The following is a 13,259-nucleotide window of genomic DNA, read 5'->3' as shown; positions in this document are numbered from 1 at the left end:
TTTCAAGTGAACAAGTGGTGGATTCCAGCTATTACAGCTCTGGCTTTGCTCGGCGGTTGCTCCAGCGTGCAGCGCGGCTCGATTCCCGTGGTGGACTCGAGCACGACCGTCTCCAACAACGACCGTATTTCGGCCAATGGCGGTTTCCGCCAGACCGTGACCAACCGTCCCGCCCAAGCCAAGGCCCAGGCTGTGCCGCAGGATTCGGGCGTGGTGGTGATGGTTCCGGGTGGCGGTGCCGCGACGTCGGCGCCGATCAGTGCTGAACCGTGGACGCCAGGGCCGAGCACCTCGGGTCCGATCGATTCCGCACCGATTCAGACGGCGCCAATCAACCAGGGCACCTACACCATGCCATCGACGCCGAGTGGCATTCCATCGTCCTCCAGCGCCGGCGGCCTGTCGGCGGATGAGCAACTGGATGGCCCGGTGCTGGCCTTGCTGACCACTGCTCAGCAGCAGCAGGCGGGAGGGGACTTGAACGGTGCATCGTCGAGCCTTGAGCGTGCGCAACGCGTTGCTCCGCGTGAACCGCAAGTACTGTATCGCCTGGCCCAGGTACGCATGGCCCAGGGTGATGCGCCACAAGCGGAACAGTTCGCTCGGCGTGCCCTTACCCTGGCCAACGGCCGGCCTGATCTGCAAGCCAGCCTATGGGCCTTGATTGGTGATGCGCGTGCCGCACAAGGCGACGCCGCTGGCGCTGCTCAGGCCCGGCAAAAAGCCAAGGTCAACCTCTGATGGATGCACGTTTTCCCGCGATTGCCGAGCAGTTATTGCTCATCGAGCGCGAGTTGCGCGTGCAAGGCTGGTGGGGCGAGGTGCCCCCAGATGACGCGGCGCTCAGCAGTGTTGAGCCTTTTTCGGTGGATACCCTGGACTTCCACCAGTGGCTGCAGTGGATTTTCCTGGTGCGCATGAAGCAGATTCTCGAGCAGGACCTGCCTTTGCCCAATGCCTCCGGGATTCTGGAGATGGCCGAGATGGTCTACGCCGATCGGCCATTGGAAAGCCTTGGCTTACGTAACGCGCTGAAAAAGTTCGACCAATTGATCGTCGACGCTCGTTAATTGCCTGACTGCCGGGTTTTCCGGCAGTCTTGCGCACATTTCTACCGCTTGACGACATTCAGGCGAGTTTTATCCCTCCTCAAAGCCCTTTCTTCTACGTTCTCATGCGCTTAGTTGGAAAAAAGCGCAATTATTGCTTGACTTGAAGGGCCCGAAACAGAAGAATCCAAAGTCCGCTGTATCGGGACTGCCAGAAGCAGGCCCGCTCAGCAGATCATGAGGCGCACATCCGCGCCGACCTGTTACACCCGCAACGCGTTACCTCGCGCTGGGTGGGAAAAGCCCGCAACACTTGGGACGATCCCAATACTTGCTCAGTCAGTGCTGACGTAGTCGGCGACCACCGTCGCTCATGCTCTGTTGAGAAGTAAACCTATTAAGACCCGTCGGTTTTCAACGGACGGTATTCTGGCGTTTTAGAGGTGAACAACGTGGAGCTTTTATCTGGCGGTGAGATGCTCGTCCGCTTTTTGCGTGACGAAGGCGTCGACTATATCTATGGGTACCCAGGTGGTGCTCTGCTGCATGTTTACGACGCACTGTTCAAGGAGCCGGCTGTTACCCACATCCTGGTTCGCCACGAACAGGCCGCGACCCATATGGCTGACGGTTACGCCCGTGCCACCGGTAAAGCCGGTGTGGTACTGGTAACGTCCGGCCCTGGTGCGACCAATGCCATTACCGGCATTGCGACTGCCTATATGGACTCTATCCCGATGGTGATCATTTCCGGTCAGGTGCCAAGCACCATGGTCGGTACCGATGCATTCCAGGAAACCGACATGATCGGTATCTCCCGGCCAATCGTGAAGCACAGCTTCATGATCAAGCATGCCTCGGAAATCCCGGAAGTCATGAAGAAAGCGTTCTACCTCGCACAGTCCGGTCGCCCGGGTCCTGTCGTGGTCGATATTCCAAAAGACATGACCAACCCGGCTGAAAAATTCGAATACGTCTTCCCCAAGAAAGCCAAGCTGCGTTCCTACAGCCCGGCCGTTCGTGGGCACTCGGGGCAAATTCGCAAGGCCGCGGAAATGCTCCTGGCAGCCAAGCGCCCGGTGCTTTATTCGGGTGGTGGTGTGATCCTGGGCGGTGGTTCCGCGCCGCTGACCGAACTGGCCAAGCTGCTCAACCTGCCGGTCACCAATACTCTGATGGGCTTGGGCGCCTTCCCTGGTACGGACCGTCAGTTCGTCGGCATGCTTGGCATGCACGGCAGCTACACGGCCAACCTGACCATGCATCACGCCGATGTGATTCTGGCGGTCGGTGCGCGGTTCGATGACCGTGTGATCAATGGCGCGAGCAAATTCTGCCCGAACGCCAAGATTATCCACATCGACATCGACCCGGCGTCCATCTCCAAGACCATCAAGGCCGACGTGCCGATAGTTGGGCCTGTGGAAAGCGTGTTGACCGAAATGGTCGCTGCGCTCAAGGACATCGGCCAGGCACCGAACAAGGAATCGGTTGCCAGTTGGTGGAAGCAGATCGACGAATGGCGCGGTGATCGCGGCTTGTTTCCTTACGACAAGGGCGACGGCAGCATCATCAAGCCACAAACCGTGATCGAGACCCTGTGCGAAGTCACCAAGGGTGATGCCTTTGTGACGTCCGATGTGGGCCAGCACCAGATGTTCGCCGCGCAGTACTACACGTTCGACAAGCCTAACCGCTGGATCAACTCCGGTGGCCTGGGCACGATGGGCTTTGGTTTCCCTGCGGCCATGGGGGTGAAACTCAGCTTCCCGGACGCCGATGTTGCTTGCGTGACTGGCGAAGGCAGCATCCAGATGAACATCCAGGAGCTGTCGACGTGCCTGCAATACGGCCTTCCCGTGAAGATTGTGTGCTTGAACAACGGCGTGCTGGGCATGGTTCGTCAGTGGCAGGACATGAGCTACGGCAGTCGTCACTCTCATTCCTATATGGAGTCGCTGCCAGATTTCATCAAATTGGTTGAAGCCTATGGCCACGTCGGCATGCGCATCACCGATTTGAAAGATCTGAAGCCGAAGATGGAAGAGGCGTTCGCCATGAAGGACCGCCTGGTATTCATCGATATTCAGGTGGATACCAGCGAGCACGTCTACCCGATGCAGATCAAAGACGGCTCTATGCGCGATATGTGGCTGAACAAGACGGAGCGTACTTAATCATGCGGCACATTATCTCCCTGCTTCTGGAGAACGAACCCGGCGCTCTGTCTCGTGTTGTCGGCCTGTTTTCGCAACGCAACTACAACATCGAAAGCCTGACCGTGGCCCCGACCGAAGACCCGACCCTGTCGCGTCTGACGTTGACCACTGTTGGTCATGATGAGGTGATCGAGCAGATCACCAAGAACCTCAACAAGCTGATCGAAGTGGTCAAGCTGGTCGATCTGTCGGAAAGTGCCCACATTGAACGCGAGCTGATGTTGGTCAAGGTCAAGGCCACGGGTGCCCAACGTGCCGAGATCAAGCGCACCACCGACATCTATCGCGGGCAGATCGTCGATGTAAGCGCCAGCGTCTATACCGTTCAACTGACCGGTACCAGTGACAAGCTGGACAGCTTCATCCAGTCGATCGGGACAGCTTCGATTCTGGAAACCGTACGCAGTGGTGTCACCGGTATTGCCCGCGGCGACAAAGTACTCAGCATCTAACCCAATTAGTGAATGGCCTTAGGGCCTGGATATATAGAGGAACCTCATGAAAGTTTATTACGATAAAGATTGTGACCTGTCGATCATCCAGGGCAAGAAAGTCGCCATCATCGGCTACGGCTCCCAGGGTCACGCGCAAGCGTGCAACCTGAAAGATTCCGGCGTTGACGTGACCGTTGGCCTGCGTAAAGGCTCGGCCACCGTGGCCAAGGCAGAAGCCCATGGCCTGAAAGTGACTGACGTTGCTTCCGCCGTTGCGGCTGCCGACCTGGTCATGATCCTGACCCCGGACGAGTTCCAGTCCGCGCTGTACAAGAACGAAATCGAGCCGAACATCAAGAAAGGCGCCACCCTGGCCTTCTCCCACGGCTTCGCGATCCACTACAACCAGGTTGTGCCGCGCGCTGACCTCGACGTGATCATGATCGCGCCGAAAGCGCCGGGTCACACCGTGCGTTCCGAGTTCGTCAAAGGCGGCGGTATCCCTGACCTGATCGCGATCTACCAGGACGCCTCCGGCAACGCCAAAAACGTTGCGTTGTCCTACGCCGCCGGCGTGGGTGGTGGTCGTACCGGCATCATCGAAACCACCTTCAAGGACGAGACTGAAACCGACCTGTTCGGCGAGCAAGCCGTTCTGTGCGGCGGTACTGTTGAGCTGGTGAAAGCCGGTTTCGAAACCCTGGTTGAAGCCGGCTACGCGCCGGAAATGGCCTACTTCGAGTGCCTGCACGAACTGAAGCTGATCGTTGACCTCATGTACGAAGGCGGTATCGCCAACATGAACTACTCGATCTCCAACAACGCCGAATACGGCGAGTACGTGACTGGCCCGGAAGTGATCAATGCCGAGTCCCGTCAGGCCATGCGCAATGCCCTGAAACGTATTCAGGACGGCGAATACGCCAAAATGTTCATCAGCGAAGGTGCTACCGGCTACCCTTCGATGACCGCCAAGCGTCGTAACAACGCCGCTCACGGTATCGAAGTCATCGGCGAGCAACTGCGCTCCATGATGCCGTGGATCGGTGCCAACAAGATCGTCGACAAAGCCAAAAACTAAGTCGTACGCATCAAGAGAGAACGCGGCCTAGGCCGCGTTTTTTCGTTTGAGAGGCAGCTTCTGGTATAAAGCTGCATCGTTTGCGGGCGAACACTCGCCGCACGTATTTGTCGAATTTTTTCACACCGTTGCAAGGTAAAGTCCATGAGCGAACGTCCCGAAGAGCCAAACCAGGCTTCTGACGCCGAAAGCCTGCTGCCGATCGATGAACATGTCGAAGAAGGGCATGACGCGGAAGGCCGCAAGGTCCGGCATCGTGGCATCTATCTTTTGCCCAACCTGTTCACCACGGCGAACCTGTTCGCCGGGTTCTATTCCATCATCAACTCCATGAGTGCCCAGAGCGCGCTGGCGGCGGGTGATGCGGCGAGCGCCAGCAAGTATTTTGGTTTTGCTGCCATCGCGATCTTTGTTGCCATGGTGCTCGACGGCCTGGATGGTCGTGTGGCGCGGATGACCAATACCCAAAGTGCCTTCGGTGCCGAGTACGACTCGTTATCGGACATGGTCGCGTTTGGTGTTGCTCCCGCATTGCTGGCGTTTGCCTGGGCCTTGGGTGACATGGGCAAGGTTGGCTGGATGGTTGCTTTCATCTATGTCGCGGGCGCCGCTTTGCGGCTGGCGCGCTTCAATACCCAGGTGGGTACTGCCGACAAACGTTACTTCATCGGCCTGGCCAGTCCGGCCGCGGCAGGTGTGGTGGCGGGTATCGTCTGGGCCTTCAGTGACTATGGTATTCAGGGATCGAAGATGTCGTTCCTTGTGGCCTTGATGGTGGCGGCTGCCGGGATGCTGATGGTCAGCAACATCAAGTACAACAGCTTCAAGGAGCTCGACCTCAAGGGGCGTGTGCCTTTCGTGGCCATTCTGGTCGTAGTGCTGGTATTTGCGGTGGTCTTCAGTGATCCGCCGCGTATTCTGCTGCTGGCGTTCCTGGTCTATGCCGCGTCGGGGCCGATTCAATACCTGCTGCAGCTGCGTCGGGACAAAACGTTGCCTTAATGTAATTTCCCCCATACTCCGCAGTCTATTGGTGTATCAGTCCTCCAATGCTGCGGAGTTGCTATGTTAATCAAATTGCCTAAAGCGTCCGATTGCCATGAATCGGATGTCACTCCCGAGTCCTTCTATCTTTCGCGCCGCAGTTTGCTCGGCGGTGCACTTGCCGGTATTGCGGCCAGCAGCTTGCCGCGTTGGGCCGTTGCCGCAGACGCTGCGCGTTATGCTGATGTTGAGCCGGGCAGAGCTCCCAACTGGTTTGTCGAGAAACTGCCGGCAACGAAATGGCAGGCGGTGACGGTCAAGGATGAGGCTATCACTCCGTTCAAGGACGCAACCCACTACAACAACTTCTATGAATTCGGTACAGACAAGGGCGACCCAGCGAAAAATGCGGGCTCACTCAAGACCGAACCGTGGAGCGTCGTGATTGACGGTGAGGTGGCGAAGCCGGGGCGTTATGCCTTGGAAGACTTTATGAAGCCCTATCAGTTGGAGGAGCGGATCTATCGGTTGCGCTGTGTCGAGGCGTGGTCGATGGTCATTCCGTGGATGGGCTTTCCGATCTCGGCCCTGCTCAAGCAGGTTGAGCCGACGGCCAAGGCCAAATACATCCGTTTTGAAACCCTCCAGGACCCCAAGAGCATGCCGGGCCAACGTTCGAGTTTTGGCTTGATCGACTGGCCTTATGTTGAAGGCTTGCGTTTGGATGAGGCTATGAATCCCTTGGCGATTCTCGCCGTTGGCATGTATGGGCGGGAGCTGCCGAATCAGAATGGCGCGCCATTGCGCCTGGTTGTGCCTTGGAAGTATGGCTTCAAGAGTGTGAAGTCGATCGTGCGGATAAGTCTTGTCAGTGAACAGCCGAAAACTACCTGGCAAAGCATCGCAGCGGATGAATATGGGTTCTATGCCAATGTGAACCCTACGGTCGATCATCCTCGCTGGACCCAGGCGCGGGAGCGTCGTCTGCCGAGCGGCCTGTTCAGTCCCAATGTGCGTGAGACGCAGATGTTCAATGGCTACTCGGACGAAGTCGCTTCTCTATATACCGGTCTCGATCTGCGGAAGAACTATTGATGCGTTACCCCATTTGGCGCGTTGGCGTTTTTATTGGCGCAGCTGTCTGGCCGTTGCTATGGCTATATGAAGCCTGGAGCTTTGCCCTGGGGCCAGATCCAGGCAAGGTGCTGGTTGACAGATTGGGACTGGGTTCGTTGATCCTGTTGCTGATCACTCTGGGGATGACGCCGCTGCAGAAGCTCAGCGGTTGGGCGGGGTGGATCGCTGTGCGCCGGCAGATTGGTTTGTGGTGCTTCGCTTATGTAGTGCTGCATCTGGCGGCTTATTGTGTGTTTGTCCTGGGGCTTGATTGGTCGCAACTCGGTGTGGAGCTGCGCAAGCGGCCTTACATTATTGTCGGAGCGTTGGGCTTCTTGTCGTTGCTGGTGCTGGCGGTAACGTCTAATCGCTATAGTCAGCGGCGGCTGGGTAGCCGTTGGAAGAAGTTGCATCGCCTGGTTTACGTAATTCTGGGGCTTGGTCTGCTGCATATGTTGTGGATTGTGCGAGCTGATCTGAAGGAGTGGTCTATCTATGCTTCCATAGGAGCACTGCTCCTTATCTTGCGGATACCGCCTCTGATGCGTCGAATCCCCCGACTTACTGCGAAAAAAGCGCCTTCTGCCACAAAAGCGTAATTAACGCTTGACCGCAAATTCTAGAGGCCTATAATTCGCCCCACTTCCGGCGCTGCCGAAACTGAAAACTCCTTGCTAAACAATGAGTTAATCAGTTTTAAGCAGCAAGTTGCTTCAGTTCATCGAAGCCAGAAGGAAGTTGAAAAAGAGGTGTTGACAGCAGCGTGTAACGCTGTAGAATTCGCCTCCCGCTGACGAGAGATCGGAGGCGCAAGTGGTTGAAGTTGTTGAAGAATTCTTCGAAAGCTTCTGAAAATAACCACTTGACAGCAAATGAGGCTGCTGTAGAATGCGCGCCTCGGTTGAGACGAAAGCTCTTAACCAACCGCTCTTTAACAACTGAATCAAGCAATTCGTGTGGGTGCTTGTGGAGTCAGACTGATAGTCAACAAGATTATCAGCATCACAAGTTACTCCGCGAGAAATCAAAGAATAACCAACGATTGCTGAGCCAAGTTTAGGGTTTCTTAAAAACCCAAAGATGTTTGAACTGAAGAGTTTGATCATGGCTCAGATTGAACGCTGGCGGCAGGCCTAACACATGCAAGTCGAGCGGTAGAGAGAAGCTTGCTTCTCTTGAGAGCGGCGGACGGGTGAGTAATGCCTAGGAATCTGCCTGGTAGTGGGGGATAACGTTCGGAAACGGACGCTAATACCGCATACGTCCTACGGGAGAAAGCAGGGGACCTTCGGGCCTTGCGCTATCAGATGAGCCTAGGTCGGATTAGCTAGTTGGTGGGGTAATGGCTCACCAAGGCGACGATCCGTAACTGGTCTGAGAGGATGATCAGTCACACTGGAACTGAGACACGGTCCAGACTCCTACGGGAGGCAGCAGTGGGGAATATTGGACAATGGGCGAAAGCCTGATCCAGCCATGCCGCGTGTGTGAAGAAGGTCTTCGGATTGTAAAGCACTTTAAGTTGGGAGGAAGGGCCATTACCTAATACGTGGTGGTTTTGACGTTACCGACAGAATAAGCACCGGCTAACTCTGTGCCAGCAGCCGCGGTAATACAGAGGGTGCAAGCGTTAATCGGAATTACTGGGCGTAAAGCGCGCGTAGGTGGTTTGTTAAGTTGGATGTGAAATCCCCGGGCTCAACCTGGGAACTGCATTCAAAACTGACTGACTAGAGTATGGTAGAGGGTGGTGGAATTTCCTGTGTAGCGGTGAAATGCGTAGATATAGGAAGGAACACCAGTGGCGAAGGCGACCACCTGGACTGATACTGACACTGAGGTGCGAAAGCGTGGGGAGCAAACAGGATTAGATACCCTGGTAGTCCACGCCGTAAACGATGTCAACTAGCCGTTGGGAGCCTTGAGCTCTTAGTGGCGCAGCTAACGCATTAAGTTGACCGCCTGGGGAGTACGGCCGCAAGGTTAAAACTCAAATGAATTGACGGGGGCCCGCACAAGCGGTGGAGCATGTGGTTTAATTCGAAGCAACGCGAAGAACCTTACCAGGCCTTGACATCCAATGAACTTTCTAGAGATAGATTGGTGCCTTCGGGAACATTGAGACAGGTGCTGCATGGCTGTCGTCAGCTCGTGTCGTGAGATGTTGGGTTAAGTCCCGTAACGAGCGCAACCCTTGTCCTTAGTTACCAGCACGTAATGGTGGGCACTCTAAGGAGACTGCCGGTGACAAACCGGAGGAAGGTGGGGATGACGTCAAGTCATCATGGCCCTTACGGCCTGGGCTACACACGTGCTACAATGGTCGGTACAGAGGGTTGCCAAGCCGCGAGGTGGAGCTAATCCCATAAAACCGATCGTAGTCCGGATCGCAGTCTGCAACTCGACTGCGTGAAGTCGGAATCGCTAGTAATCGCGAATCAGAATGTCGCGGTGAATACGTTCCCGGGCCTTGTACACACCGCCCGTCACACCATGGGAGTGGGTTGCACCAGAAGTAGCTAGTCTAACCTTCGGGAGGACGGTTACCACGGTGTGATTCATGACTGGGGTGAAGTCGTAACAAGGTAGCCGTAGGGGAACCTGCGGCTGGATCACCTCCTTAATCGACGACATCAGCTGCTCCATAAGTTCCCACACGAATTGCTTGATTCATTGAAGAAGACGATAGAAGCAGCTTTAAGCTCCAAGCTGATAGCTCCAAGCTAACAGTTACGCGCTCGAAATTGGGTCTGTAGCTCAGTTGGTTAGAGCGCACCCCTGATAAGGGTGAGGTCGGCAGTTCGAATCTGCCCAGACCCACCAATTTTGTTATGGGGCCATAGCTCAGCTGGGAGAGCGCCTGCCTTGCACGCAGGAGGTCAACGGTTCGATCCCGTTTGGCTCCACCATTAACTGCTTTTACTTGTTAGAGTTTAGAAATGAATATTCCGGCGTGAATATTGATTTCTAGTCTTTGATTAGATCGTTCTTTAAAAATTTGGGTATGTGATAGAAAGATAGACTGGACGTTACTTTCACTGGTAACGGCTCAGGCTAAGGTAAAATTTGTGAGTATCTCTTAATTGAGTATTATCGAATTTTCGGCGAATGTCGTCTTCACAGTATAACCAGATTGCTTGGGGTTATATGGTCAAGTGAAGAAGCGCATACGGTGGATGCCTTGGCAGTCAGAGGCGATGAAAGACGTGGTAGCCTGCGAAAAGCTTCGGGGAGTCGGCAAACAGACTTTGATCCGGAGATGTCTGAATGGGGGAACCCAGCCATCATAAGATGGTTATCTTGTACTGAATACATAGGTGCAAGAGGCGAACCAGGGGAACTGAAACATCTAAGTACCCTGAGGAAAAGAAATCAACCGAGATTCCCTTAGTAGTGGCGAGCGAACGGGGACTAGCCCTTAAGTGGCTTTGAGATTAGCGGAACGCTCTGGAAAGTGCGGCCATAGTGGGTGATAGCCCTGTACGCGAAAATCTCTTAGTCATGAAATCGAGTAGGACGGAGCACGAGAAACTTTGTCTGAATATGGGGGGACCATCCTCCAAGGCTAAATACTACTGACTGACCGATAGTGAACTAGTACCGTGAGGGAAAGGCGAAAAGAACCCCGGAGAGGGGAGTGAAATAGATCCTGAAACCGTATGCGTACAAGCAGTGGGAGCCCACTTTGTTGGGTGACTGCGTACCTTTTGTATAATGGGTCAGCGACTTATTTTCAGTGGCGAGCTTAACCGAATAGGGGAGGCGTAGCGAAAGCGAGTCTTAATAGGGCGTCTAGTCGCTGGGAATAGACCCGAAACCGGGCGATCTATCCATGGGCAGGTTGAAGGTTGGGTAACACTAACTGGAGGACCGAACCGACTACCGTTGAAAAGTTAGCGGATGACCTGTGGATCGGAGTGAAAGGCTAATCAAGCTCGGAGATAGCTGGTTCTCCTCGAAAGCTATTTAGGTAGCGCCTCATGTATCACTGTAGGGGGTAGAGCACTGTTTCGGCTAGGGGGTCATCCCGACTTACCAAACCGATGCAAACTCCGAATACCTACAAGTGCCGAGCATGGGAGACACACGGCGGGTGCTAACGTCCGTCGTGAAAAGGGAAACAACCCAGACCGTCAGCTAAGGTCCCAAAGTTATGGTTAAGTGGGAAACGATGTGGGAAGGCTTAGACAGCTAGGAGGTTGGCTTAGAAGCAGCCACCCTTTAAAGAAAGCGTAATAGCTCACTAGTCGAGTCGGCCTGCGCGGAAGATGTAACGGGGCTCAAACCATACACCGAAGCTACGGGTATCACGTAAGTGATGCGGTAGAGGAGCGTTCTGTAAGCCTGTGAAGGTGAGTTGAGAAGCTTGCTGGAGGTATCAGAAGTGCGAATGCTGACATGAGTAACGACAATGGGTGTGAAAAACACCCACGCCGAAAGACCAAGGTTTCCTGCGCAACGTTAATCGACGCAGGGTTAGTCGGTCCCTAAGGCGAGGCTGAAAAGCGTAGTCGATGGAAAACAGGTTAATATTCCTGTACTTCTGGTTATTGCGATGGAGGGACGGAGAAGGCTAGGCCAGCTTGGCGTTGGTTGTCCAAGTTTAAGGTGGTAGGCTGAGATCTTAGGTAAATCCGGGATCTTAAGGCCGAGAGCTGATGACGAGTCATCTTTTAGATGACGAAGTGGTTGATGCCATGCTTCCAAGAAAAGCTTCTAAGCTTCAGGTAACCAGGAACCGTACCCCAAACCGACACAGGTGGTTGGGTAGAGAATACCAAGGCGCTTGAGAGAACTCGGGTGAAGGAACTAGGCAAAATGGCACCGTAACTTCGGGAGAAGGTGCGCCGGTGAGGGTGAAGGACTTGCTCCGTAAGCTCATGCCGGTCGAAGATACCAGGCCGCTGCGACTGTTTATTAAAAACACAGCACTCTGCAAACACGAAAGTGGACGTATAGGGTGTGACGCCTGCCCGGTGCCGGAAGGTTAATTGATGGGGTTAGCTAACGCGAAGCTCTTGATCGAAGCCCCGGTAAACGGCGGCCGTAACTATAACGGTCCTAAGGTAGCGAAATTCCTTGTCGGGTAAGTTCCGACCTGCACGAATGGCGTAACGATGGCGGCGCTGTCTCCACCCGAGACTCAGTGAAATTGAAATCGCTGTGAAGATGCAGTGTATCCGCGGCTAGACGGAAAGACCCCGTGAACCTTTACTATAGCTTTGCACTGGACTTTGAATTTGCTTGTGTAGGATAGGTGGGAGGCTTTGAAGCGTGGACGCCAGTTCGCGTGGAGCCAACCTTGAAATACCACCCTGGCAACTTTGAGGTTCTAACTCAGGTCCGTTATCCGGATCGAGGACAGTGTATGGTGGGTAGTTTGACTGGGGCGGTCTCCTCCTAAAGAGTAACGGAGGAGTACGAAGGTGCGCTCAGACCGGTCGGAAATCGGTCGTAGAGTATAAAGGCAAAAGCGCGCTTGACTGCGAGACAGACACGTCGAGCAGGTACGAAAGTAGGTCTTAGTGATCCGGTGGTTCTGTATGGAAGGGCCATCGCTCAACGGATAAAAGGTACTCCGGGGATAACAGGCTGATACCGCCCAAGAGTTCATATCGACGGCGGTGTTTGGCACCTCGATGTCGGCTCATCACATCCTGGGGCTGAAGCCGGTCCCAAGGGTATGGCTGTTCGCCATTTAAAGTGGTACGCGAGCTGGGTTTAGAACGTCGTGAGACAGTTCGGTCCCTATCTGCCGTGGACGTTTGAGATTTGAGAGGGGCTGCTCCTAGTACGAGAGGACCGGAGTGGACGAACCTCTGGTGTTCCGGTTGTCACGCCAGTGGCATTGCCGGGTAGCTATGTTCGGAATAGATAACCGCTGAAAGCATCTAAGCGGGAAACTAGCCTCAAGATGAGATCTCACTGGAACCTTGAGTTCCCTGAAGGGCCGTCGAAGACTACGACGTTGATAGGTTGGGTGTGTAAGCGCTGTGAGGCGTTGAGCTAACCAATACTAATTGCCCGTGAGGCTTGACCATATAACACCCAAGCAATTTGCTTGCTTCGAGCCGAAAGGCGAAAGAGCACCAGATTGCGGTGTGTGAAGACGAAATGAACCGAAAGTTCGACGCTCACAAAACACCGAAAGCTGTCACATACCCAATTTGCTGAAGCGCGGCCAGCTGGCCACGATTCGGTACCCGAATTTCTTGACGACCATAGAGCATTGGAACCACCTGATCCCATCCCGAACTCAGTAGTGAAACGATGCATCGCCGATGGTAGTGTGGGGTTTCCCCATGTGAGAGTAGGTCATCGTCAAGATTAAATTCCGAAACCCCTGTTTGCTAACGCAGACAGGGGTTTTGTTTTG

General features: G+C 54.6%; 8 protein-coding genes, 2 tRNA genes and 3 rRNA genes. All 13 read left to right on the top strand.

What is annotated here, in order from left to right:
• The first annotated feature begins 6 nt into the window (after nucleotides 1-6).
• The 13 genes from AB4O05_RS00065 to rrf all read left to right on the top strand — a co-directional run bounded on the left by AB4O05_RS00065 (nucleotide 7) and on the right by rrf (nucleotide 13,210).
• The gene (locus AB4O05_RS00065) at nucleotides 7-741 is read left to right on the top strand and encodes a tetratricopeptide repeat protein (RefSeq protein WP_460133983.1); all 735 of its coding nucleotides are present in this window, start codon (nucleotides 7-9) and stop codon (nucleotides 739-741) included.
• The gene (locus AB4O05_RS00060; protein ID WP_460133984.1) at nucleotides 741-1,070 is read left to right on the top strand and encodes a YqcC family protein; all 330 of its coding nucleotides are present in this window, start codon (nucleotides 741-743) and stop codon (nucleotides 1,068-1,070) included. Before AB4O05_RS00065 ends, AB4O05_RS00060 begins: the two co-directional genes overlap by 1 nt.
• A gap of 431 nt (nucleotides 1,071-1,501) precedes the next feature.
• Complete coding sequence (locus AB4O05_RS00055) at nucleotides 1,502-3,226, top strand: acetolactate synthase 3 large subunit (RefSeq protein ID WP_460133986.1); 1,725 nt, start codon at nucleotides 1,502-1,504, stop codon at nucleotides 3,224-3,226.
• A 2-nt stretch (nucleotides 3,227-3,228) separates the two neighbouring features.
• A complete protein-coding gene (ilvN, locus tag AB4O05_RS00050) occupies nucleotides 3,229-3,720 on the top strand; it encodes an acetolactate synthase small subunit (RefSeq protein WP_003176102.1) in 492 nt (163 codons plus the stop codon).
• A gap of 46 nt (nucleotides 3,721-3,766) precedes the next feature.
• Nucleotides 3,767-4,783, top strand: a complete 1,017-nt coding sequence (gene ilvC, locus AB4O05_RS00045; protein WP_003176099.1) for a ketol-acid reductoisomerase — start codon at nucleotides 3,767-3,769, stop codon at nucleotides 4,781-4,783.
• A 144-nt stretch (nucleotides 4,784-4,927) separates the two neighbouring features.
• Nucleotides 4,928-5,785, top strand: coding sequence for a CDP-diacylglycerol--serine O-phosphatidyltransferase (pssA, locus tag AB4O05_RS00040; protein ID WP_460133988.1), 858 nt, complete (start codon nucleotides 4,928-4,930; stop codon nucleotides 5,783-5,785).
• Nucleotides 5,786-5,848: 63 nt separating this feature from the next.
• On the top strand, nucleotides 5,849-6,862 hold the full coding sequence (msrP, locus tag AB4O05_RS00035) for a protein-methionine-sulfoxide reductase catalytic subunit MsrP (RefSeq protein ID WP_460133990.1): 1,014 nt from the start codon (nucleotides 5,849-5,851) through the stop codon (nucleotides 6,860-6,862).
• Nucleotides 6,862-7,482, top strand: coding sequence for a protein-methionine-sulfoxide reductase heme-binding subunit MsrQ (gene msrQ, locus AB4O05_RS00030; protein ID WP_460133991.1), 621 nt, complete (start codon nucleotides 6,862-6,864; stop codon nucleotides 7,480-7,482). Before msrP ends, msrQ begins: the two co-directional genes overlap by 1 nt.
• A 487-nt stretch (nucleotides 7,483-7,969) precedes the next feature.
• Nucleotides 7,970-9,506 (top strand): 16S ribosomal RNA (locus AB4O05_RS00025).
• 123 nt (nucleotides 9,507-9,629) lie between these two features.
• Nucleotides 9,630-9,706: transfer RNA gene (locus AB4O05_RS00020), tRNA-Ile, on the top strand.
• 10 nt (nucleotides 9,707-9,716) lie between these two features.
• Nucleotides 9,717-9,792 (top strand) — tRNA-Ala (locus AB4O05_RS00015).
• Between the two features lie 240 nt (nucleotides 9,793-10,032).
• Nucleotides 10,033-12,924: ribosomal RNA gene (locus AB4O05_RS00010) — 23S ribosomal RNA — on the top strand.
• A 170-nt stretch (nucleotides 12,925-13,094) separates the two neighbouring features.
• Nucleotides 13,095-13,210 (top strand): 5S ribosomal RNA (rrf, locus tag AB4O05_RS00005).
• Together the 16S, 23S and 5S rRNA genes with 2 tRNA genes alongside form the textbook arrangement of a ribosomal RNA operon.
• The last annotated feature ends 49 nt before the right edge of the window (nucleotides 13,211-13,259 follow it).

This window comes from Pseudomonas sp. S1_G07 (genome assembly GCF_054668565.1).
The sequence above is the reverse complement of the archived record's forward strand: the minus strand, read 5'-3'. Positions and strand labels throughout refer to the sequence as shown.

Excerpts from the sequence above, each read along its gene's own strand:
- ilvN (WP_003176102.1), top strand. The coding sequence starts at position 3,229 with ATGCGGCACATTATCTCCCTGCTTCTGGAGAACGAACCCGGCGCTCTG.
- msrQ (WP_460133991.1), top strand. The coding sequence starts at position 6,862 with ATGCGTTACCCCATTTGGCGCGTTGGCGTTTTTATTGGCGCAGCTGTC.
- ilvC (WP_003176099.1), top strand. The coding sequence starts at position 3,767 with ATGAAAGTTTATTACGATAAAGATTGTGACCTGTCGATCATCCAGGGC.
- AB4O05_RS00060 (WP_460133984.1), top strand. The coding sequence starts at position 741 with ATGGATGCACGTTTTCCCGCGATTGCCGAGCAGTTATTGCTCATCGAG.
- msrP (WP_460133990.1), top strand. The coding sequence starts at position 5,849 with ATGTTAATCAAATTGCCTAAAGCGTCCGATTGCCATGAATCGGATGTC.
- pssA (WP_460133988.1), top strand. The coding sequence starts at position 4,928 with ATGAGCGAACGTCCCGAAGAGCCAAACCAGGCTTCTGACGCCGAAAGC.